Source organism: Mongoliimonas terrestris, assembly GCF_001927285.1.
Taxonomy (GTDB): domain Bacteria; phylum Pseudomonadota; class Alphaproteobacteria; order Rhizobiales; family Pleomorphomonadaceae; genus Chthonobacter; species Chthonobacter terrestris.
Genome location: NZ_MSIG01000011.1, coordinates 146,699 through 165,029, shown reverse-complemented (window position 1 = coordinate 165,029; position 18,331 = coordinate 146,699). Strand labels below are relative to the sequence as shown.

The window sequence follows — 18,331 nt, the reverse complement described above, 5'->3', positions numbered from 1 at the left end:
GCCGAGGCGGCGATGGCCGACATCGTGCTCGCCGGCACGGCGGGGGTGAAGCGGGCGGCGGACCTCTACGCCGGCGTCGGCACCTTCGCGCTCCGCCTCGCCCGGCACGCGACCGAAGGGGACGCAGGCGCGGTCGCGTTGCCGCGGCGATAGCGACCGACAGGTATCAGCGGCATCCGATACTCTCGTCCGCAGGCGGATCACCCGGCCGGCCGCTCGCCCAGGTGCGAGAAAAAACGCAGGAGGTATCCGTCCGGATCCGCCACAATGAGTTGCCGGTTGCCGCTCAACAGCGGGCCGACCCGGTACCACTTGTCCTCAAGCGCAAGGAACAACGAAATGCCCCGGCGCTCCAACTCGGCATGGAGATCCTCGACGGCCGCAACCTCGATCTGCAGGTTCATCCCGCGTCCGAATGGGCGCTCCAGGCTGGCAATAGTCCACTGGCGGGCATCCGGATCGATGGCTTCCAGCATCAACTGAGCGCCTTCCTTTTCCAGGTAGGCGAACCCCTCCTCCGGACGGCCATAGCAGATCGAGAAGCCGAGCACGTCGACGTAGAAGGCTAGCGAGACGGCCAGATCACTGACGAGCAGTTCGGGTGTAAGCTTGGCCCAGGCCGTTGGTGGACGATCCGGCGTCATGGCTCGACCCCCTGTCGGGTTGAATCCTGGCCGACATGCAGGCCGGACCCCGGCGCTGCTCGGTTCGCCGCGCGGAACACAGCCGATCGCTCGCCTTCAGTGGCTGGCATTTGTATTTATGACGAGGAACAATCAGAGTACGACGGTTGAAGGGCGGAAGCAGACCGGCGGTGAGCCAGCGCCGCCATCGGGGAGGATGGGCCACCCTGACGAGGCAATCGGCCTCGCCCTTCAACCGGAGTGACTGCAATGCGGATAAAACCGTGGAGCATCACACTGCAGGTTCGGAAGACGCAGAGCGGCTGGTCCATTTCGCTCCGCGTCAACTGGGCTTCGTAGTGAAACGTCGGACGGGCGGGAGCCCGTCCGACACTCTGACGATAAACCCGATCCGTGTTTTTTCCAAGGGCGGCTTCAGGCCGCGAGGGCATTGGCGGTTTCCAGATAGTCGAAGCCCAGAGCGTCGGCGACGGCCTTGTAGGTGATCCGTCCGGCGTGGACGTTGAGGCCGGCGGCGAGGTGCGGGTCCTCCCTCAAGGCCTGCTTCCAGCCTTTGTCGGCAAGTGCCAGCGTGAATGGCAGCGTGGCGTTGTTGAGGGCGAAGGTGGATGTGCGGGCGACGCCGCCGGGCATGTTGGCCACGCAGTAGTGAACCACGCCGTCCACCACATAGGTCGGGTCGGAATGGGTGGTCGCCCGGGAGGTCTCGGCGGCGCCGCCCTGATCGATGGCGACGTCGACGAGAACGGAGCCCTTCCTCATGGCGGCGATGTGCTCGCGGGTGACGAGCTTCGGGGCCGCGGCGCCGGGGATCAACACGGTGGAGATGACCAGATCCGCGCGGGTGACGAGCCGGCCGATGGTGTCCACGTTGGAGTGGGCGGTCTTCACCCGGGCGCCGAAGGTCGCCACGAGGCGGCGCAGCACGTCGAGCGAGCGATCCACGACCGTCACGTCGGCGCCGAGGCCGATCGCCATCTGGGCCGCGTTGGTGCCGGCGACGCCGCCGCCGAGAATGACCACCTCGGCCGGCAGGACGCCCGGCACGCCGCCGAGCAGGATGCCCATGCCGCCGCTGGCATTCTCGAGGGCGTGCGCGCCCACCTGGGGCGCCATGCGGCCGGCGACCTCCGACATGGGGGCGAGCAGCGGCAGCGCGCCGGAAGCGGACGTCACCGTCTCGTAGGCGATGCAGGTGGCGCCGGAGGCCATCAGGTCGCGCGCCTGATCCGGATCGGGGGCGAGGTGCAGGTAGGTGAAGAGGATCTGGCCTTCGCGCAGCTTGCGACGCTCCGCCGCCTGAGGCTCCTTGACCTTCACGATCATCTCGGCGGCGGCGAATACCTCGTCGGCCGTCCCGACGATACGGGCGCCGGCGGCGACGTAGGCGGCATCGTCGAGGGCAATGCCCTGCCCTGCCCTTGTCTCCACCAACACCTCGTGGCCGTGGGCGACGAGTTCGCGGACGGACGACGGCACCAGGCCGACGCGATCCTCGTGGTCCTTGATCTCCTTGGGCACGCCGATGCGCATGATCATCCTCCTCGGGCCCGTCGTCGGGGACGGAAGCCGGCCGGTCGTTCCCACCGTTGTCCGGCTTGTCGGGCGCGCGCCGACGGGCGGGCACGCGACCGACGCGGCGGCCTCGCGGCCACCATCGACACGTCCGATCGTCGCATCGGTGCCGCGCAAGTTCCTGCGAGACTGGGGCGGACAACGGCGGCTCTATCGCATAGAATGCGGACTTCATGCCGAAAAATCGCAGGATCTGCGACGAATGAAGCTCGACGCGACGGATCGCGCCATCCTGACGGCGCTCCAGGAGGATGGCCGCCTCACCAACGCGGAGCTCTCCGAGCGGGTGCACCTCTCGCCGTCGGCCTGTCTGCGCCGGACCCGGCTGCTGGAGGAGAGCGGCCTGATCGCCCGCACTGTCGCGCTCCTCGACGCCCGGTTGGCGGGGCTGCCGGGCACGGCCTACGTGTCGGTGACGCTCGACAGCCAAGGCCGCGCGGCGCTCGATCGTTTCGAGGCGGCGGTGCGCGCGGTGCCGGAGATCACCGAGTGCTATCTGCTGGCGGGCCAGCACGACTATCTGCTGCGGGTGGTCTACCGGGATTCCGCCGACCTGGAGCGGCTTCACACGGAGATCCTGACGCCGCTGCCGGGTGTGGTGCGGGTGCAGTCGACGCTGACGCTGAGGACGGTGAAGCGGACGACGCGGCTTCCGATCTGACCATCAGTCCGGATCGGTCGGGAAAGGCCGGTCGAGGATATCCGCGAGGGGATAGGGACAGGTGGCGGGAAGACCGTCGAGACGAAGACGTGTTTCCCGTGCGGCGCGACGGACCGCCAGTTCGTGCGCGTCCTTGACGGCATCGCCGACGCGGGCCTTCAGGCTCGGGTTGTCACGGAGGATCAGGCGAACACGGACACGGTGCTCGTCGATGGACAATGCCCAACTGCGGGTTCGCTTGCCGGGCTGATAGTCCCACTTCAGCATGTGCTGCAGGACGACGGCGAGATTGCTGACCAGCGCGCCGAACTCACTCTTGCCCACGCTCTCGATTTCCTCCGCGAGGTGCTGGAGATCGAGCGCACCGAGATTACCCGCACGGAGATGCTCAGCCTGGCGCATGGCCCAAGCGTAGAGATCGGCCTCATAGGTCGGCTCAGCCGTCGGCGAGGATGTCTGATCGCGGCGATGGAGCGGGGCGGCGTTGGACATGAGAGCCTCCGTGCTTGGATGAGCCTAACACGGATCGGCAATTTCGCCATTATCGGATCGGGAAGGGCACCCCGGCGTCGCGGCCGGTCTGGGCCCGGTGGCGGAGGAAATGGTCGGCGAGGACGATCGCCATCATGGCCTCGCCGACCGGCACCGCGCGAATGCCGACGCACGGGTCGTGGCGGCCCTTGGTCAGGACCGCCGTCTCGGCCCCGGCGTTGGTGATCGAGCGCCGCTCGGTGAGGATGGACGAGGTGGGCTTGACGGCGAAGCGCGCCACCACCGGCTGGCCGGACGAGATGCCGCCGAGGACGCCGCCGGCATGGTTGGCGGAGAAGAGGATGCTGCCGTCGTTGCCCATGCGCAGCTCGTCGGCGTTCTCTTCCCCGGTCAGTTCGGCCGCCGCCATGCCGGCGCCAATCTCCACCCCCTTGACGGCGTTGATCGACATGAAGGCCGAGGCGATGTCCTGGTCGAGCTTGCCGTAGACGGGCGCGCCCCAGCCCGCCGGGACGCCCTCGGCGACCACCTCGATCACCGCGCCGACCGAGGAGCCGGCCTTGCGGATGCGGTCCAGATAGGCCTCGAAGCGCGGCACCGCGGCCGGGTCCGGACAGAAGAAGGGGTTGTCGTCGATCGTGTCCCAGTCCCAGTTGGCGCGGTCGATCCGTTCCGTGCCGATCTGGACGAGGGCGCCGCGCACCGTCACCCCGGGGAAGACCTTGCGGGCGATGGCGCCCGCAGCGACCCGCGCGGCGGTCTCGCGTGCCGACGACCGGCCGCCTCCGCGATAGTCGCGGACGCCGTACTTGAGGTCGTACGCAAGGTCGGCGTGGCCGGGGCGGTAGGTGTCGCGGATCTCGCCGTAGTCCTTGGAGCGCTGGTCCACGTTGCGGATCATCAGGGAGATGGGCGTGCCGGTGGTGACCGGGCCGCCGGTCCGCTCGTCCTCGAACACGCCGGAGAGGATCTCCACTTCGTCGGGCTCGCGCCGCTGGGTGACGAAGCGGGACTGGCCGGGCTTGCGCTTGTCGAGGAAGGCCTGGATATCGGCCGCGGTCAGCGGCAGCCCCGGCGGGCAGCCGTCCACCACGCAGCCGAGGGCGGGCCCATGGCTCTCGCCCCAGGTGGTGACGCGGAAGAGATGGCCGAAAGTGTTGTGCGACATGGAAACGGGCGCCCCGACGGTGTGGCGCGGGTTTTAGGCGCACCGGAGGGCAAGGTCAAACGGACCGGGTCCGCGGGCAGCTCTGGGTGCGGGGCGGCTGCGATCCGGTCGGGGGATCAGATCCACTCCACCACGCCCGCCGACCAGGCGTAGAACCGGTCCTGGGGCGTGTGGAAGGCCGGCGCGTCGGCCTCGGTGAGGGCGCCGAGGATCACCTTCAGCACGCGGTTGACGCCGCCGTGCATGACCAGCACGGCGGGTCGGTCGAGGTCCGACAGCACGGCGGCGAGGCGGTCGACCGCCATGGCGTGGCTCTCGCCGCCGGGCGGCGGGTGGTTCCAGGGATCCGCCTGACGGGCGGCCCAGCCCCCGGGGTCGGCCTGGACGATCTCCGGCAGGCGCAGGCCCGACCAGCGGCCGAAGTCGAGCTCCATCAGCCGGGCGTCGGTCCGATAGGCGAGCAGGTCGAGGCCGGCGGCCTCGCGGACGAGGCGCATGGTTTCGGCGGCGCGGACCAGCGGCGAGGAGATCCAGGCGTAGGCGTCGGGGTCGCGGCCGGTGGCGTCGAAGCGGGCGCGAAGGGCGGCGCCGTTGCGGCGGGCCTGTCGGCGGCCGAGATCGTTGAGCGGGATGTCCTCGCGGCCCTGGTAGCGGCCGGCGGCGTTCCAGTCGGTCTGGCCGTGCCGGATGATGACGAGATCGTGGGGAAACGGGTGTGGGGTCGTCATCAGATCCACTCCACCGATCCGCCGGCCAGATGTAGAACTGGTCCTGCGGCGTCTGGAAGCCGTGGGACTGTTCCAACGTGAGGGCGCCGATCAGCACCTTGAGAACGCGGTTGAGGCCGCCGTGGATGACGAGAACGGTCGGCCGGTCGAGCGCCTGGAGGACAGGGGCGATGCGCGCCATGGCGGCTTCGTCGGTCTCGCCGCCCGGAGGCGGTGTCGACCAGCGCTTGGCGCGCCGGGCCGCGTAGGTCTCCGGGTCGAGCGCCACGATCTCGTCGCGCGTCAGGCCGGACCAGCGGCCGAAGTCGAGTTCGATCAAGCGGTCGTCCGTGCGGAAGGCGGCGGGGTCGAGGCCGGCGGTCTCGCGGACGAGGCGCATGGTCTCGGTGGCGCGCACCAGGGGCGAGGCGATCCAGTCGAAGGCGTCGGGGTCGCGCGCGTCGGTCGCGAGCCGGTCCTTGAGGAAGCGCCCGTGCCGGCGGGCCTGCTCCCGGCCGATGTCGTTCAGCGGGATGTCCTCCCGCCCCTGCAGACGGCCGGCGGCGTTCCAGGCGGTCTGGCCGTGGCGAATGACGAAGAGATCATGCGGGACGGCGAGCGGTGTCATGGCTTTCCCTTTAGAGGAGTTGCTGCCTGCTGGACAAGGAAAAGCAAAGGGGCGACGATCGGATCCGCGGGCGGGAGGCGACGGATGGAGCCGGTGAAACGCATGCGCATGACCCCGGAGGAATTCCTCGTCTGGGACCTGGAGCAGCCGGACGGCCGCCACGAACTGGTGGACGGCATACCGCGCCCGCAGCACCCGCCGGAGGACGATGCGCCTCGGGGGATGACGGGGGCGCGACGCCGACACGACAGGATCGTGGTCAATCTGGTGGCGGAGTTCAGAAATCGCCTGCGCGGCAGCAAGTGCACGCCTTCCACGGCCGATGCCAGCGTGCGGATCCCAAACGGGAACATCCGCCGGCCCGATGTGGCAGTCGACTGCGGACCGTTCAGGCCCGACGCCCTGGACCTTGAGGCGCCGGCCCTGATCGTCGAAGTTCTGTCGAAGTCGACGCGAGCTTCCGACCAACAGGAGAAGTTGGTCGAGTACCAGAGCCTGCCTACCCTCATGACCTACGTGATCGTGCATCCGGATTCGGCGCGCATCCGGGTGCTGCGCCGGCAACTAGACGGAGTGTGGTCGTCGGAGGAGATCATCGGCCTGGACAGCGTTCTCGCCCTCCCCGACCTTTCCATCACAATCCCGCTCGCGGACATCTTTGAAGGCGTGACTTTGGAGCGATCACCGCTTTGAACAAGCCTGTTCGCAGAACAAGCCTGTTCGCACGGGCCTCAGTCCTTGACCACGCTGATGTCCGGCGCGTCCACCGCCTTCATGCCGACCACGTGGTAACCGCTGTCCACGTGGTGGACTTCGCCGGTGACCGAACGGCTGAGGTCGGAGAGGAAGTAGAGGCCGCTGTCGCCGACCTCTTCGATGGTGACGGTGCGGCGGAGGGGGGCGTTGTACTCGTTCCACTTCAGGATGTAGCGGAAGTCGCCGATGCCGGAGGCGGCCAGGGTCTTGATCGGGCCGGCCGAGATGGCGTTGACGCGGATGCCCTTGGGACCGAGGTCGACGGCCAGATACTGCACGCTCGCCTCCAGCGCCGCCTTGGCGACGCCCATGACGTTGTAGTGCGGCATCACCTTCTCGGCGCCGTAGTAGGTGAGCGTGAGGATGGAGCCGCCGTTCGGCATCAGCTTCTCGGCCCGCTGGGCGACGGCCGTCAGTGAGTAGCACGAGATCAGCATCGTCTTCTGGAAATTGTCGGCGCTCGTGTCCACGTAGCGGCCGGTCAACTCGTCCTTGTCGGAGAAGGCAATGGCGTGGACGACGAAATCGATCGTGCCCCAGCGCGCTTCAAGGTCGGCGAACACCGCGTCGATGGTGGCCGGGTCGGAGACGTCGCAGTGGCCGGCGACCACGCCGCCGAGTTCCTGGGCGAGCGGTTCCACGCGCTTGCGCAGCGCGTCGCCCTGGTAGGTGAAGGCGAGTTCGGCCCCGGCGGCGCGGGCGGCCTTGGAGATGCCCCAGGCGATGGATCGGTTGTTGGCGACACCCATGACCAGGCCGCGCTTGCCCGCCATCAACCCACTCGTCTCGGCCATCCGTCTTCTCCATGCCTCTGGCGCTTCTCGAAGGCCGGCACCGTATGGCACAGCCGTGACGATCCTGGCAAGCCGGCTCCGCGGCAGGCTGCCGCAGCAACGCTCGTTTCCGGGCTTTCGGACTCGCAATCGGACCTGGTGCGGGCCGGTGTTGAAGCACCGCGGGAAGACGCATGCATAGATTATTTTGTCGCAATAGTTTGCCGGGCTTCCTTGATCCGGGATGCAAACCGGCCGCATGTGATCACACCCTCAGCCGCACCTCGACGCCCCCCTTGCCTCGGGTTACCTTCCCGCCATGCGCGCCGCCCCTTCCGCCGACCTCATCGCCCGCTTCGCCGCCATCGTGGGTCCGTCCCACGCGCTCACGGACCCTCTCGACCAGGCGCGCTATCTTGTTGAATGGCGCGATCTTTACCGGGGCGAGACGCCGCTGGTCCTGCGGCCGGGAACGACCCGCGAGGTGGCGGCCATCCTGCGTCTCGCCCACGAGACGGGGACCGCTGTGGTGCCGCAGGGCGGCAACACCGGGCTCGTGGGCGGGCAGACGCCGGTGCCTGGGTCGGGCGAGATCGTCCTGTCGCTGGAACGGCTCAACCGGGTGCGCGCCGTCGACCCGGCCGGCGGCACGCTGATCGCAGAGGCCGGCGTGACGCTGGAAGCGGTGCAGGCCGCGGCGGCGGAGGCCGGTCGGCTGTTTCCGCTGACGCTCGGCTCGCAAGGGTCCTGCCGGATCGGCGGCAACGTGGCGACGAACGCCGGCGGCACGGCCGTGCTCGCCTACGGCAACATGCGCGATCTGGTGCTCGGCCTGGAGGTGGTGCTGGCCGACGGGCGGGTGCTGAACGGGCTGAAGCGCCTTCGCAAGGACAATGCCGGCTACGATCTGAAGCAGCTCTTCATCGGTTCCGAGGGCACCCTCGGCGTGGTCACGGCGGCGGCGCTGAAGCTCTTCCCGCAGCCGGCCGAGACGGCGGTCGCCTTCGCCGGCATGGCGACGCCGCAGGCCGCGCTCGCCCTTCTGGTGAGGGCCCGCACCGCGGCGGGGTTCGGGCTGACCGGGTTCGAGCTGATGATCGGCCGCGGGCTCGACTTCGCGGTCCGGCACATCGACGGCGCCCGCCGGCCGCTCGCCTGTCCGCACGGCTGGTACGTGCTCGTGGAGATCAGCGGCAACCTTGCGGACGGCGGCGCCCGGCGGGCCATGGAGGCCTGCCTGACGGAGGCCCTCGACGCCGGGGAGATCGAGGACGCGACGATGGCCCAGTCCGGCGCGCAGGCGGCCGACTTCTGGCGCCTGCGGCACGGCATGTCGGAGGTGCAGAAGTTCGAAGGCGGGTCGATCAAGCACGACGTGTCGGTGGCGGTGAACGAGGTGCCGGACTTCCTGGACGAGGCGATCCGCGCCGTGGAGGCGGCCTTTCCCGGCTGCCGGCCGGTGCCGTTCGGCCACATGGGCGACGGCAACATCCACTTCAACGTGAGCCAGCCGGTCGGTGCCGACAAGGCCGCTTTCCTCGCCGAATGGGACCGGATGAACGCTCTCGTCCACGCGGTGGTGGCCCGATACGAGGGATCGGTCGCCGCCGAGCACGGGGTGGGCCGGCTGAAGCAGGCGCTGCTCGAGGCCGGCAAGGATCCGGTGGAGATCGACCTGATGCGGGCCTTGAAGGACGCGCTCGACCCGAGGGGCATCCTCAACCCCGGCCGCGTCCTCGCCGACCGGCGGGCCGATTGATACTTCGTCCCGAGTCACGGCCTGACCGGCCGGCGCCCGTCCGGGCTTGCCTGCGCGCGTGAAGCCCCGACAGGTCGGGACTTTGCAAGCTTGGGACGAGCGGCTCGTTCATTCGCCGGCGAGAAACGTCAGCCAGCGGCCGTCCTGGTCGATCTCGACCCGGTAGAACACATAGGTGCCGGCGTTGCGCATCTCGTCGAAGTCGCCGGCGGTGATGATCCGGAAGAGCTCCACCATTTGCGGCGGGGTCAGCCGGTCGGCGGGCATCTGGGCGAAGTAGGGCCACACGAACTTGGTGCGACCGGGCGCGGTCTCCACCGACACCCAGCCGGCGTCGAGGACGTCGAGCATGATGGCGAGGATCTCCCGGCCTTCCGGATCGCCCGACTGGGCAAGGAGGAGGTCCAGCGGGTCGCCACCAGCCACCGAGGAGAAGAGCGGCGGGTCGCCCCCCTCGTTTGCCAGGTCGGCGAGACGCGCCGGATCGCCGGTGCCGGCGGCCGCGACGAGAGCCTCGCGCATCCGGGCGACCGCGGGCGGCAGGTCGGCCGTGCCATAGCGGACGGTCGGCAGCGGCGCGTCCGGGTCGCTCGGCGGTGAGGGCTCCGCGGTGGGTTCACCGGGTTCGCCGAGTTCGGTCGGGTCCTCGCCACCCTCCTGATCGCTGGTCGGCGCGTCCGCGCTCCAGTCGTCGAGCGGTACCGTAAAGGCCGGCGGCGCGACACGGTCGTTGGCGAGCGGGCCGGCGAGCAACCCGCCCTCCCCCGACAGGCGCGGCGCCATCGGCCCCGCACCGGCCGTCCCGGGCACGGCCAGGGCGGCGGTCGTCACAAAACAAAGTCCAGTCAGCAGCCGCAAGGCCGCACCGCACAGAAAGGACATGAAGGTTCCCGGCCGCATCCGGTGTCAAGGCGCTGCGATTCGCACTCCGCGCCCGCCTCAGCATGCCACGGGTTTGCCGCCGCGCGCGACTCCCTATCGCCCAAGGAGACTCGATCGCCGCGACCAAGACGGCCGCGCCGGGGAGTCCTCCGAGCGAAAGCTGCGGCCGGGGGGCGCCTTACTGAAGCGTGCGGGCGAGCGTGTATCCGCCCGAATGGATGCGCTCCGGCAGTTCGGAGATCAGCGTCGCGACGCACTCCTCGCCGAAGCAGTCGACCAGGGTGGTGATCGCCGCGAACAGGGCCGCGTGGGCGACCGCGTCGGTCGGAACCCCGTCGGCTTCGGCGTCGTCGAAGGCCTTCTCCAGATAGCCCATGGCCTTGCGCTTTGCGGTGTCGGTCTGCACGACCTCCACCGGCTCGAGAACTTCGTCCCGCATAGGGCTGTCACCTTCGAATCACGAAACCCGTGTGGCCTGCCCGCATCTCGTTGCCGAAAACAGCGCGCGAGTCAGGGCCATCCCGCCTCGCACACTATCAGGCAAACCGGCCGGAGCAATGCGGTTCGTTAATCACCGTTAATGCGGCAGGCGCAAAGGTGTTGATAAATCAATAACCAAAACGGGGAGGTTCAACCGGGGCGTCGGCCCGGCGCCCGCTCCAGCCGGTCGGTGATCGCGGCGCCTTCGGCCAGATAGTGCTTGAGCACCCGGCGGGTGTCGTCGGTGCAGGAGCGATGCACCGACGCGAAAGTGCGCTGGCCGCGGTTGTAGACGTCCACATAACGGCGCCGGTCGTCGTCGGACATGGTCTGGGCGTCCACGAGGGCCTTCATCCGCACCCGCCAGACGCCGGACTGCGGGTTGCCGCAGAGCGAGTCCAGATAGGAGATGGCGCCGAGGAGGCCGGCGAGTTCCAGAAGGTCCGGCTCGTAGGCGGGGCGGTCCTCGGCCACGGCCGGCGCCGCGAGGGCCGTCAGCAGGCCGAGGACGGCGACAGGAAGGAACGCGGGGCGGCGGCGCGACATCAGGGCAAGCGATCGGTACGGGTCAGGCGGGCGGCGGTGACACGCACGAAATAGTCGAGCCGCGGCGTGGTGGAAAGAGCGCCGAGCGCTTCCGGCGCCACGAAGGCCGCCTCGGCCGCGTCGTCGGCCGCCACAGGGTCGGCGTCGCCGAGGACCAGCGCCGCATGCACCAGCAGCACATGGTGGGAGAGGACGGCACCGGCCGGATCGCGGGTGACGATCTCGTGCACCACCGGGTCCCCGACGAGGTCGACGGCGAGCCCGGTCTCCTCCAGCACCTCCCGGCGGGCGGCGTCCACGGTCGCCTCGCCAAGGTCCACGTGGCCGCCCGGGAAGGTCCAGAGGTCCTTCAGCGGCGGGCGACCGCGGCGGATCAGGAGCACGCGCCCGTTTCGCCAGGCGCCGACGCTGACCGCCAGCCGAGGCCCGGGCGGGCGCATCAGGTGAACAGCGCGTCGATGGCCGACTGGGTGTCGGCGGATTCGTCGGCCTGGATGACGATGGGCGGCGCGCCGTTGATGAGGCCCATGGCGTGGGCAAGGAGCGGCTTCACGCGCATCTCCGTCACGTCCGCCAAGGCCTCGTACGGCAAGCCGTCGAGCGGCGCCTCCACGATCAGGGACTGCACGAGGGCGAGCGCCTTGTCGGTCTCGCGGATGGTGTGCTCGAACGCGGCGCGCCGGTCCGGCGCCACGGTGCCGTAGGCCCGGATGGCCAGGTCGCGGCCTTTGAAGTGGGACAGGCGGAAATGCTCCGTGTAGGAGCGCGGCTCCCAGGCCATCACGTCCGGGGCGCAATCGGGCATCGACGGCAGCATGTCGATGAGCATCACCACTTCGTTGAAATGGTTGAGGTAGTCCGTCGCCAACCGGGTGTCCGGATGGATGTTGGCCTCGGCGAGGCGCGCAGGCGACAGCTCGTCCCCCTCCATCTCCATGGCAGCGGCACCGCTCACCCGCCTTACCCCTTGCTCGACGCTGTTCGTCGATCGACGTTATCCGGGTTCAGTTGCCAAATGCCTTACGTTATCGTCGCCGCGACAGGTTTGCTGCGGCGAGACCCGATCATGTGCGGACGATACACCCTGACCATGACGCCGGAGGACCTGAAACGGCTCTTCCGCTATGTGGAGACGCCGAATTTTCCGCCGCGCTACAACATCGCCCCGACCCAGCCGATCGCCATCGTCCGCGCCGAGCGGGGCGAGCGGCACTTCCACCTGGTGCGCTGGGGCCTCATCCCGTCCTGGGTGAAGGACCCGGCGAGCTTCACGCTGCTTCTCAACGCGCGCTCCGAGACCGCCGCGGAGAAGCCCGCCTTCCGGGCGTCCATGCGGCACCGGCGCTGCCTCGTTCCGGCGAGCGGCTTCTACGAATGGCGGCGCGTGGGCAAGGAGAAGCAGCCCTTCTTCATCCGTCCCCGCGACGGCGGCGCGATCGGATTCGCGGGCCTCTGGGAGGCCTGGATGGGCGCGGACGGCAGCGAGATGGACACGGCAGCCATCCTGACCACGTCGGCGAACCGGCTGATGGCGGGCATCCACGATCGCATGCCGGTGATCCTGCCGGAGGCCGACTGGGACCGCTGGCTCGACACCGGCGGCAACGAACCCCGCCATGTGGCCGACCTCCTCGCCCCCGCCCCCGACGACCTCCTGGAGGCCATCCCGGTGAGCCAGAAAGTCAACGCGGTGCGCAACGACGACGCGAGCGTGCAGGACCCGGTGAGCGAGCCGGTGACGGTGGAGGCGGAGCGGACGGAAGAGCCGGAGGAGGATGCGCCGCGGCAGGGGAGTTTGTTCGGGGGGGGGGGGGGGCCTATCGGGAGCGCCAATCAGCGAGATCGTAGACGATGCCGCCGTGGGCCGCGCTCTGGTGGACAAGAGGCGCATCGGCGGAAAACAGGATGGCGCCGTCCAGGCAAAGCAGCAGCAAAACCGTATCGGTGATCCCGAGCGACAGATAGGCGGTGTGACCGGCAACCCGGCCGAACGGAATGCATGCGACCGTGTGTGCGGCCACCAAAATGCCGAGCGCGACATGGATGTCCCGGGCGAGTTGGCTGCGGCTCGGGTCGAACAGGTTCGAGACTTCGGTCAGCACGTGGTCGGTGAAGAGCAGGGACTGCCCGGCAAGCACGTCGCGGAGGTCTTCGACGTCCCGGCGCCGGCAGTGCGCCACGCGTCGGTCCACGCCGAGGCCCGACGGGTGGATTTCCAGGTAGAGGAGCGGAACAAGCACGTTGGTGTCGAGAACCGCCGCCCGGTCACCCATACCCGAGCGGCTCTTTCACGGAGAGAACCCGGCCATCCGCATCGGCGATGGTGACGACCCGCCGATCACGGCGATAGCGCGGCGCGAGGGCGGCGGCGTTGTTGCCGAAGAGGTGTGCTTCGAGGTTTGTTCGCGGACGATAGAAGTCGATCGCGACCCGCCATTGCCGATCAGCCTCGTCGAACTCGATCTCCTCGAACGAGATCTGCGTCGCGCCTTCGCCGCCGAACAGGTCCGCGATCGCCGACTTGGCCGCCTCGATAGCTTGCTTGTCGTCCATGGCATCCTCTGGGTCTGAAAGGGATGATATCCCGTCAGGACCGGGCATCAACCCCGCGGGGTCGGATTGGAGGGCGTCCGTGGTGTCCCTTGCCCTGTATCAATTGCAATGGCGCCACAAACCTGGGCTTGACCGTCGTCGCGGACCGGCTATCGGATGCCGGCAGTCTGACGCGGAGCCGGAGTACCATGCGGTCCACCCTGATCGAGATCTTCCAGTCGCGGCGATGGGAGCAGTTCATCGTCGCCGTCATCATCGTGAACGCCGTCACGCTCGGGCTGGAGACCAGCGCCTCGGTGATGGCCGCGGTCGGGCCGCTGCTCCTGGCGGTGGACCGGATCATCCTGGGGATCTTCGTCGTGGAGATCGCGCTGCGGCTCTACGCCTACGGGCCGCGCTTCTTCCGCGAGCCCTGGAACATCTTCGATTTCCTGGTGGTCGCCATCGCCCTGGTGCCGGCTACCGGGCCGCTGCAGGTGCTGCGGTCGCTGCGGATCCTGCGCGTTCTTCGGCTCGTCAGCATCGTGCCGTCGCTGCGGCGGGTGATCGGCGGGCTGATCGCGGCGCTGCCGGGCATGAGCTCGATCATCGTGCTCCTGGCGCTTATGTTCTACGTCTCGGCCGTGATGGCCACCAAGCTGTTCGGCGCCACCTTCCCGGACTGGTTCGGCTCGCTTGGCGCGTCGGCCTACACGCTCTTCCAGGTGATGACGCTGGAGAGCTGGTCGATGGGGATCGTGCGGCCGGTGATGGAGGTGCACCCCTATGCGTGGGCCTTCTTCGTGCCCTTCATCCTGATGCACACCTACGCGGTCCTCAACCTCTTCATCGGCGTGGTGGTCTCGGCCATGCAGGAGGAGGCGCAGACCGTGGCGCACGACGAGCGGGAGGCGCTGCACGGGGACAACGCGGCGCTGATCGCCGAGATGAGGCTGCTCCGGCAGGAAATCGCCGAGATGAAGGCGGCGCGGGCGGGAGCTGGCCTTTGAACCCGTCGGTCAACCCGTCCGAGGCCGCGGCCTTCGCACGCGGCGGCACGATCCGGGCGGTGGCGGCGCACGGGCTGCACGGGTTCTCCAAGCCTTTGCAGCAGGAGATCCGGCTGCTTGCGGGGCTCGGCGTGGAGGGCGACGCCCATTGCGGCACCACCGTCAAGCACCGGTCCCGCGTGGCCGTCGATCCGACGCAGCCGAACCTTCGGCAGGTGCACCTCCTCCACGCGGAGCTCTTCGACGAGTTGATGGCGCGCGGTTTCACCGTCGGTCCCGGCAATCTCGGCGAGAACGTCACGACGCGCGGGCTCGACCTCCTCGGCCTGCCGGTCGGCGCGAAGCTCTACCTCGGAGCGGAAGCGGTGGTGGAGGTGACCGGTCTTCGCAACCCCTGCAGCCAGATCGAGGCCTACCAGACAGGCCTCCTCGCCGCCGTGCTCGACCGGACGGCCGACGGCACGCTGGTCCGCAAGGCGGGCATCATGGGCATCGTGCTGGAGGGCGGCATCGTCCGGCCGGGCGACGCGGTCCGCGTCGGCCTTCCGGACGGGCCCTGGCGCAAGCTCGACCGGGTTTGACGGGCGCCGCGGACGCCATCAACCCCGCGCCAGCGTCTCGCCGAAGCGGACCGGGCGGCCGGTGGAGGGGGTGGCGAGGGTGCCTTCCCACATGACGGTGCGGCCGCGGACGAGGGTGCCGACCGGCCAGCCGGTGACGGTGACACCGTCATAGGGCGTCCAGCCGCAGCGGGAGGCGATCCAGTCATTGGTGATGGTGTGGCGGCGCTTCAGGTCGACCACTGTGAGGTCAGCGTCGTAGCCGACGGCGATGCGGCCTTTGCCGGCGATGCCGAAGAGGCGGGCCGGGCCGGCGCTCGTCATGTCGACGAAGCGTTCCAGCGTCAGGCGGCCGGCGTTGACGTGGTCGAGCATGATGGGGACGAGCGTCTGCACGCCGGTCATGCCGGAGGGGCTGTCCGGATAGGGCTTGGCCTTCTCCTCCAGCGTGTGCGGCGCGTGGTCGGAGCCGAGGATGTCGGCGATCCCCTGGTCGAGGCCCCACCAGATCTTCGCCCGGTGCGCTTCGTCGCGGACGGGCGGGTTCATCTGGACGAGGGTGCCGAGGCGGCCGTAGGCCTCGTCGGAAAGGGTCAGATGGTGCGGCGTCACCTCGCAGGAGGCGACGTCCTTGTGATCCTTCAGGAAGTCCATCTCGTCGCCGGTGGAGATGTGGAGGACGTGGATGCGCGCGCCGGTCTGGCGGGCGATCCGCACCAGCCGATCGGTGCACTGGAGCGCCGCGGTCACGTCGCGCCAGACCGGGTGGGAAGCGGGATCGCCGGCGATGCGCTCGCCCTTGCGGTCGCGCAGGCGAAACTCGTCCTCGGAGTGGAAGGCGGCGCGGCGGCGGGTCTGCGATAGGATGGCGGCGACGCCGGCGTCGTCCTCCACCAGGAGGTCGCCGGTGGAGGAGCCCATGAAGACCTTGATGCCGGCGGCGCCCGGCAGACGCTCCAATTCCGGGATGTCGGCGACATTCTGCCGCGTGCCGCCGACCCAGAAGGCGAAGTCGCAGTGCATGCGGTCCGTGCCGGCGGCGACCTTCTCGGCGAGGCGCTCGGCGGAGGTGGTCAGCGGGTTGGTGTTCGGCATCTCGAACACCGCCGTGACGCCGCCCATGACGGCGGCGCGCGATCCGGTCTCCAGGTCCTCCTTGTGGGTGGCGCCGGGCTCGCGGAAATGGACCTGGGTGTCGATCACGCCGGGGAGCACGTGGAGCCCCGTGGCGTCCACGACCTCGCCGGCCGACGCCGGGTCGAGGCTGCCGAGGGCGGCGATGCGGCCGCCGCGGATGCCCACGTCCCGCACGCCGATCCCGTCCTGATTCACCACGGTGCCGTTCTTCAGGATGAGGTCGTAGGTCTCGGACATGGGGCGCGCTCCGGGTCGGTCAGGGTCGTTATGGCGTTATAGCTTCGGGCCCGGCCGGTTGCGACCGCAAACGGCGCGGGGGGCCGGCGGGGTGCGACCGCCGGTGCTTGCCGGGGGGCGTGCGGAGGGGTAGTCAAGGAGGGATTCTCCCGTTCCGAAGCCTCTTTGCGAGAGGAGCCGCCGATGACCGGCGCTTTCGTCGCGGACCTTTCGTCCCGGTCCGTCCTCAGGATCTCCGGCCCTGACGCCGCCGCCCTCCTCGACCGTCTGGTCACCACCGACACGGACGCCGCCACGGCGGAGCGCGCCGCCTATGCGGCGCTGCTGACGCCGCAGGGCAAGGTGCTTGCCGACTTCCTGATGGTGCCGGTCGACGACGGCTGGCTGCTCGACGTGCCGAAGGCGGCGGCGGCCGATCTCGTCAAGCGCTTCACGCTCTACAAGCTACGCGCCGCAGTGACAGTGGCGGACGTGACGACGGAGACGGCCGTGGTGGCGGTGTGGGGCCTCGACGAGCGGCCGGCCGGCGGGGGTCTCGTGGTCCGCGATCCGCGGGTGGCGGGGCTCGGCTTTCGCGCCTATCGCACCCGCGGCACCATTCTGGAGCCGCGCGCCACGGTGACGGACGCGGCGGCCTACCACGCCCACCGGACCCGCCTCGGGGTGCCGGAGGCCGGGGTGGACTTCGCGCTCGGTGAGCCCTTCCCGCACGACATCGCCCTCGACCAGTTGCACGGGGTGGACTTCAAGAAGGGCTGCTACGTGGGCCAGGAGGTGGTGAGCCGGATGCAGCACCGCGCGACCGCCCGCCGCCGGCCGGTGCTTGTTTCGGCCGACGCGCCGCTGCCGGCGACCGGCGCCGACATCACCGCGGCCGGGCGGGCGGCGGGCACGCTCGGGTCGGTGGACGGGGACGCGGGGATCGCGATCGTCCGCCTCGACCGGGTGAAGGACGCGATCGATGCGGGCGCGCCGATCCTGGCGGGAGACGTGCCGGTGCGGCTCTCGCTGCCCTCATGGGCCGCCTACGGCTGGCCGGCGGGCGGATCGGCCGGCGCGCCGGAATGAGCCGCGCCGCCGCCGAGCGGGATGCCGCCCGCGCCTGGCAGCGCATGCTGTCTGGCCGGCGGCTCGACCTTCTCGATCCCTCGCCGCTCGACATCGAGATCGCCGACATCGCCCACGGGCTCGCCCGGGTCGCGCGATGGAACGGCCAGACCGTGGGCGACCACGCCTTCTCGGTCGCCCAGCACTCGCTGCTGGTGGAGGACGTGGCCGGGCTGCTGGCGCCCACCCTGACGCCGGCGGAGCGGCTGATGGTGCTTTTGCACGACGCGCCGGAATATGTGATCGGCGACATGATCTCGCCGTTCAAGGCGGTGATGGGCGGCGCCTACAAGATCGTGGAGGCCCGCCTTGCCGGCGCCATCCACCGGCGCTTCGGGCTGCCGGTGGAGGCGCCGGAGAAGCTGCGCGTGCTGACCAAGAAGGCCGACCGGATCGCGGCCTATTTCGAGGCGGTGGAGCTCGCCGGCTTTTCCGACCAGGAGGCGCGGCGCTACTTCGGCACACCCAAGGGGATCGGCCGCCAGACCGCGGACGGGCCGCGCCTCGGCCTCGTCGCCTGGCCGACGCCGGAGGCGCAGACTGGCTTTCTGACACGATTCCAGGCCATCGAACGCTTCCAGGCGTGACACGCCAAACATTCAAACTAGTGCAAGAGAGCCGGGCGCGATGCTATCCAGAGCATTGCATGGGCCGGCCGTCGCACGCGGGGGAGATGT

The 18,331-nt window shown here is 69.6% G+C and carries 21 protein-coding genes and 2 pseudogenes; 8 read left to right on the top strand and 15 right to left on the bottom strand.

Annotated elements, in window-relative coordinates; translation table 11 throughout:
- Positions 1 to 200: 200 nt before the first annotated feature.
- Positions 201 to 644: a bleomycin resistance protein gene (locus BUQ68_RS16395; RefSeq protein WP_075217071.1), complete on the bottom strand. Its 444-nt coding sequence runs from the start codon at positions 642 to 644 to the stop codon at positions 201 to 203.
- Between the two features lie 414 nt (positions 645 to 1,058).
- Entirely contained in the window at positions 1,059 to 2,177 is a 1,119-nt protein-coding gene (ald, locus tag BUQ68_RS16390) for an alanine dehydrogenase (RefSeq protein WP_075217088.1), read from the bottom strand.
- Positions 2,178 to 2,421: 244 nt separating this feature from the next.
- Here ald and BUQ68_RS16385 point away from each other — a divergent pair, with 244 nt between their 5' ends.
- Positions 2,422 to 2,880 (top strand): Lrp/AsnC family transcriptional regulator, encoded by a 459-nt coding sequence (locus BUQ68_RS16385; RefSeq protein WP_075217070.1) that lies wholly within the window; start codon positions 2,422 to 2,424, stop codon positions 2,878 to 2,880.
- A 3-nt stretch (positions 2,881 to 2,883) separates the two neighbouring features.
- Here BUQ68_RS16385 and BUQ68_RS16380 read toward each other — a convergent pair whose 3' ends face one another.
- From BUQ68_RS16380 to BUQ68_RS23825, 4 genes and pseudogenes are all read right to left on the bottom strand, one after another.
- Positions 2,884 to 3,372, bottom strand: coding sequence for a DUF29 domain-containing protein (locus BUQ68_RS16380; protein WP_075217069.1), 489 nt, complete (start codon positions 3,370 to 3,372; stop codon positions 2,884 to 2,886).
- A gap of 49 nt (positions 3,373 to 3,421) precedes the next feature.
- On the bottom strand, positions 3,422 to 4,540 hold the full coding sequence (gene aroC, locus BUQ68_RS16375; RefSeq protein ID WP_075217068.1) for a chorismate synthase: 1,119 nt from the start codon (positions 4,538 to 4,540) through the stop codon (positions 3,422 to 3,424).
- Between the two features lie 116 nt (positions 4,541 to 4,656).
- On the bottom strand, positions 4,657 to 5,268 hold the full coding sequence (locus BUQ68_RS16370) for a histidine phosphatase family protein (protein ID WP_075217087.1): 612 nt from the start codon (positions 5,266 to 5,268) through the stop codon (positions 4,657 to 4,659).
- 109 nt (positions 5,269 to 5,377) lie between these two features.
- Positions 5,378 to 5,875: pseudogene (locus BUQ68_RS23825) on the bottom strand (histidine phosphatase family protein); the annotation flags it as partial.
- Between BUQ68_RS23825 and BUQ68_RS24280 the strand changes: the two are divergent.
- A complete protein-coding gene (locus tag BUQ68_RS24280; protein ID WP_342587019.1) occupies positions 5,852 to 6,568 on the top strand; it encodes a Uma2 family endonuclease in 717 nt (238 codons plus the stop codon). The pseudogene BUQ68_RS23825 and the gene BUQ68_RS24280 overlap by 24 nt on opposite strands.
- 38 nt (positions 6,569 to 6,606) lie before the next feature.
- On the opposite strand, the gene fabI is transcribed toward BUQ68_RS24280, so the two are convergent.
- The gene (gene fabI, locus BUQ68_RS16355; RefSeq protein WP_075217067.1) at positions 6,607 to 7,425 is read right to left on the bottom strand and encodes an enoyl-ACP reductase FabI; all 819 of its coding nucleotides are present in this window, start codon (positions 7,423 to 7,425) and stop codon (positions 6,607 to 6,609) included.
- A 298-nt stretch (positions 7,426 to 7,723) separates the two neighbouring features.
- Between fabI and BUQ68_RS16350 the strand changes: the two genes are divergently transcribed.
- Positions 7,724 to 9,163 (top strand): FAD-binding oxidoreductase, encoded by a 1,440-nt coding sequence (locus tag BUQ68_RS16350; protein WP_075217066.1) that lies wholly within the window; start codon positions 7,724 to 7,726, stop codon positions 9,161 to 9,163.
- Positions 9,164 to 9,271: 108 nt separating this feature from the next.
- Here BUQ68_RS16350 and BUQ68_RS16345 read toward each other — a convergent pair whose 3' ends face one another.
- The 5 genes from BUQ68_RS16345 to BUQ68_RS16325 form a co-directional block, all read right to left on the bottom strand.
- Positions 9,272 to 9,994: a hypothetical protein gene (locus BUQ68_RS16345; protein ID WP_139315258.1), complete on the bottom strand. Its 723-nt coding sequence runs from the start codon at positions 9,992 to 9,994 to the stop codon at positions 9,272 to 9,274.
- Between the two features lie 229 nt (positions 9,995 to 10,223).
- Positions 10,224 to 10,484, bottom strand: a complete 261-nt coding sequence (locus BUQ68_RS16340; protein WP_075217064.1) for a hypothetical protein — start codon at positions 10,482 to 10,484, stop codon at positions 10,224 to 10,226.
- Positions 10,485 to 10,675: 191 nt separating this feature from the next.
- On the bottom strand, positions 10,676 to 11,071 hold the full coding sequence (locus BUQ68_RS16335; protein WP_075217063.1) for a TIGR02301 family protein: 396 nt from the start codon (positions 11,069 to 11,071) through the stop codon (positions 10,676 to 10,678).
- A complete protein-coding gene (locus BUQ68_RS16330) occupies positions 11,071 to 11,511 on the bottom strand; it encodes an NUDIX hydrolase (protein WP_075217062.1) in 441 nt (146 codons plus the stop codon). The genes BUQ68_RS16335 and BUQ68_RS16330 overlap by 1 nt, the downstream gene beginning before the upstream one ends.
- The gene (locus BUQ68_RS16325; protein WP_139315257.1) at positions 11,511 to 12,026 is read right to left on the bottom strand and encodes a hypothetical protein; all 516 of its coding nucleotides are present in this window, start codon (positions 12,024 to 12,026) and stop codon (positions 11,511 to 11,513) included. Before BUQ68_RS16325 ends, BUQ68_RS16330 begins: the two co-directional genes overlap by 1 nt.
- 111 nt (positions 12,027 to 12,137) lie before the next feature.
- On the opposite strand from BUQ68_RS16325, the pseudogene BUQ68_RS16320 reads away from it, so the two are divergent.
- Positions 12,138 to 12,872: pseudogene (locus BUQ68_RS16320) on the top strand (SOS response-associated peptidase); the annotation flags it as partial.
- A 16-nt stretch (positions 12,873 to 12,888) separates the two neighbouring features.
- Here the strand turns inward: BUQ68_RS16320 and BUQ68_RS24275 are convergent.
- Together BUQ68_RS24275 and BUQ68_RS16315 are read right to left on the bottom strand one after the other, a co-directional pair.
- Entirely contained in the window at positions 12,889 to 13,344 is a 456-nt protein-coding gene (locus BUQ68_RS24275) for a PIN domain-containing protein (RefSeq protein ID WP_245293284.1), read from the bottom strand.
- Positions 13,337 to 13,624, bottom strand: a complete 288-nt coding sequence (locus tag BUQ68_RS16315; RefSeq protein ID WP_083656640.1) for a hypothetical protein — start codon at positions 13,622 to 13,624, stop codon at positions 13,337 to 13,339. The genes BUQ68_RS24275 and BUQ68_RS16315 overlap by 8 nt, the downstream gene beginning before the upstream one ends.
- A gap of 188 nt (positions 13,625 to 13,812) precedes the next feature.
- Between BUQ68_RS16315 and BUQ68_RS16310 the strand changes: the two genes are divergently transcribed.
- Positions 13,813 to 14,613, top strand: a complete 801-nt coding sequence (locus tag BUQ68_RS16310; RefSeq protein ID WP_075217058.1) for an ion transporter — start codon at positions 13,813 to 13,815, stop codon at positions 14,611 to 14,613.
- A gap of 50 nt (positions 14,614 to 14,663) precedes the next feature.
- On the top strand, positions 14,664 to 15,194 hold the full coding sequence (locus tag BUQ68_RS16305; RefSeq protein WP_175577831.1) for an MOSC domain-containing protein: 531 nt from the start codon (positions 14,664 to 14,666) through the stop codon (positions 15,192 to 15,194).
- Between the two features lie 18 nt (positions 15,195 to 15,212).
- Here BUQ68_RS16305 and BUQ68_RS16300 read toward each other — a convergent pair whose 3' ends face one another.
- The gene (locus tag BUQ68_RS16300; protein WP_075217056.1) at positions 15,213 to 16,547 is read right to left on the bottom strand and encodes a dihydroorotase; all 1,335 of its coding nucleotides are present in this window, start codon (positions 16,545 to 16,547) and stop codon (positions 15,213 to 15,215) included.
- 183 nt (positions 16,548 to 16,730) lie between these two features.
- On the opposite strand from BUQ68_RS16300, the gene ygfZ reads away from it, so the two are divergent.
- Together ygfZ and BUQ68_RS16290 are read left to right on the top strand one after the other, a co-directional pair.
- Complete coding sequence (gene ygfZ / locus BUQ68_RS16295; protein WP_075217055.1) at positions 16,731 to 17,615, top strand: CAF17-like 4Fe-4S cluster assembly/insertion protein YgfZ; 885 nt, start codon at positions 16,731 to 16,733, stop codon at positions 17,613 to 17,615.
- Complete coding sequence (locus tag BUQ68_RS16290) at positions 17,612 to 18,241, top strand: HD domain-containing protein (protein WP_075217085.1); 630 nt, start codon at positions 17,612 to 17,614, stop codon at positions 18,239 to 18,241. The genes ygfZ and BUQ68_RS16290 overlap by 4 nt, the downstream gene beginning before the upstream one ends.
- Positions 18,242 to 18,331 lie beyond the last annotated feature (90 nt).

Coding starts and splice junctions, on each gene's coding strand:
- BUQ68_RS16310 (WP_075217058.1), top strand. CDS start 13,813: ATGCGGTCCACCCTGATCGAGATCTTCCAGTCGCGGCGATGGGAGCAG.
- BUQ68_RS16340 (WP_075217064.1), bottom strand. CDS start 10,484: ATGCGGGACGAAGTTCTCGAGCCGGTGGAGGTCGTGCAGACCGACACC.
- BUQ68_RS24280 (WP_342587019.1), top strand. CDS start 5,852: ATGCGGGACGGCGAGCGGTGTCATGGCTTTCCCTTTAGAGGAGTTGCT.
- BUQ68_RS16315 (WP_083656640.1), bottom strand. CDS start 13,624: ATGGACGACAAGCAAGCTATCGAGGCGGCCAAGTCGGCGATCGCGGAC.
- BUQ68_RS16395 (WP_075217071.1), bottom strand. CDS start 644: ATGACGCCGGATCGTCCACCAACGGCCTGGGCCAAGCTTACACCCGAA.
- BUQ68_RS16290 (WP_075217085.1), top strand. CDS start 17,612: ATGAGCCGCGCCGCCGCCGAGCGGGATGCCGCCCGCGCCTGGCAGCGC.
- ygfZ (WP_075217055.1), top strand. CDS start 16,731: ATGACCGGCGCTTTCGTCGCGGACCTTTCGTCCCGGTCCGTCCTCAGG.
- BUQ68_RS24275 (WP_245293284.1), bottom strand. CDS start 13,344: ATGGGTGACCGGGCGGCGGTTCTCGACACCAACGTGCTTGTTCCGCTC.
- aroC (WP_075217068.1), bottom strand. CDS start 4,540: ATGTCGCACAACACTTTCGGCCATCTCTTCCGCGTCACCACCTGGGGC.
- BUQ68_RS16335 (WP_075217063.1), bottom strand. CDS start 11,071: ATGTCGCGCCGCCGCCCCGCGTTCCTTCCTGTCGCCGTCCTCGGCCTG.
- BUQ68_RS16380 (WP_075217069.1), bottom strand. CDS start 3,372: ATGTCCAACGCCGCCCCGCTCCATCGCCGCGATCAGACATCCTCGCCG.
- BUQ68_RS16385 (WP_075217070.1), top strand. CDS start 2,422: ATGAAGCTCGACGCGACGGATCGCGCCATCCTGACGGCGCTCCAGGAG.
- BUQ68_RS16330 (WP_075217062.1), bottom strand. CDS start 11,511: ATGCGCCCGCCCGGGCCTCGGCTGGCGGTCAGCGTCGGCGCCTGGCGA.
- BUQ68_RS16350 (WP_075217066.1), top strand. CDS start 7,724: ATGCGCGCCGCCCCTTCCGCCGACCTCATCGCCCGCTTCGCCGCCATC.
- fabI (WP_075217067.1), bottom strand. CDS start 7,425: ATGGCCGAGACGAGTGGGTTGATGGCGGGCAAGCGCGGCCTGGTCATG.
- ald (WP_075217088.1), bottom strand. CDS start 2,177: ATGCGCATCGGCGTGCCCAAGGAGATCAAGGACCACGAGGATCGCGTC.
- BUQ68_RS16300 (WP_075217056.1), bottom strand. CDS start 16,547: ATGTCCGAGACCTACGACCTCATCCTGAAGAACGGCACCGTGGTGAAT.
- BUQ68_RS16370 (WP_075217087.1), bottom strand. CDS start 5,268: ATGACGACCCCACACCCGTTTCCCCACGATCTCGTCATCATCCGGCAC.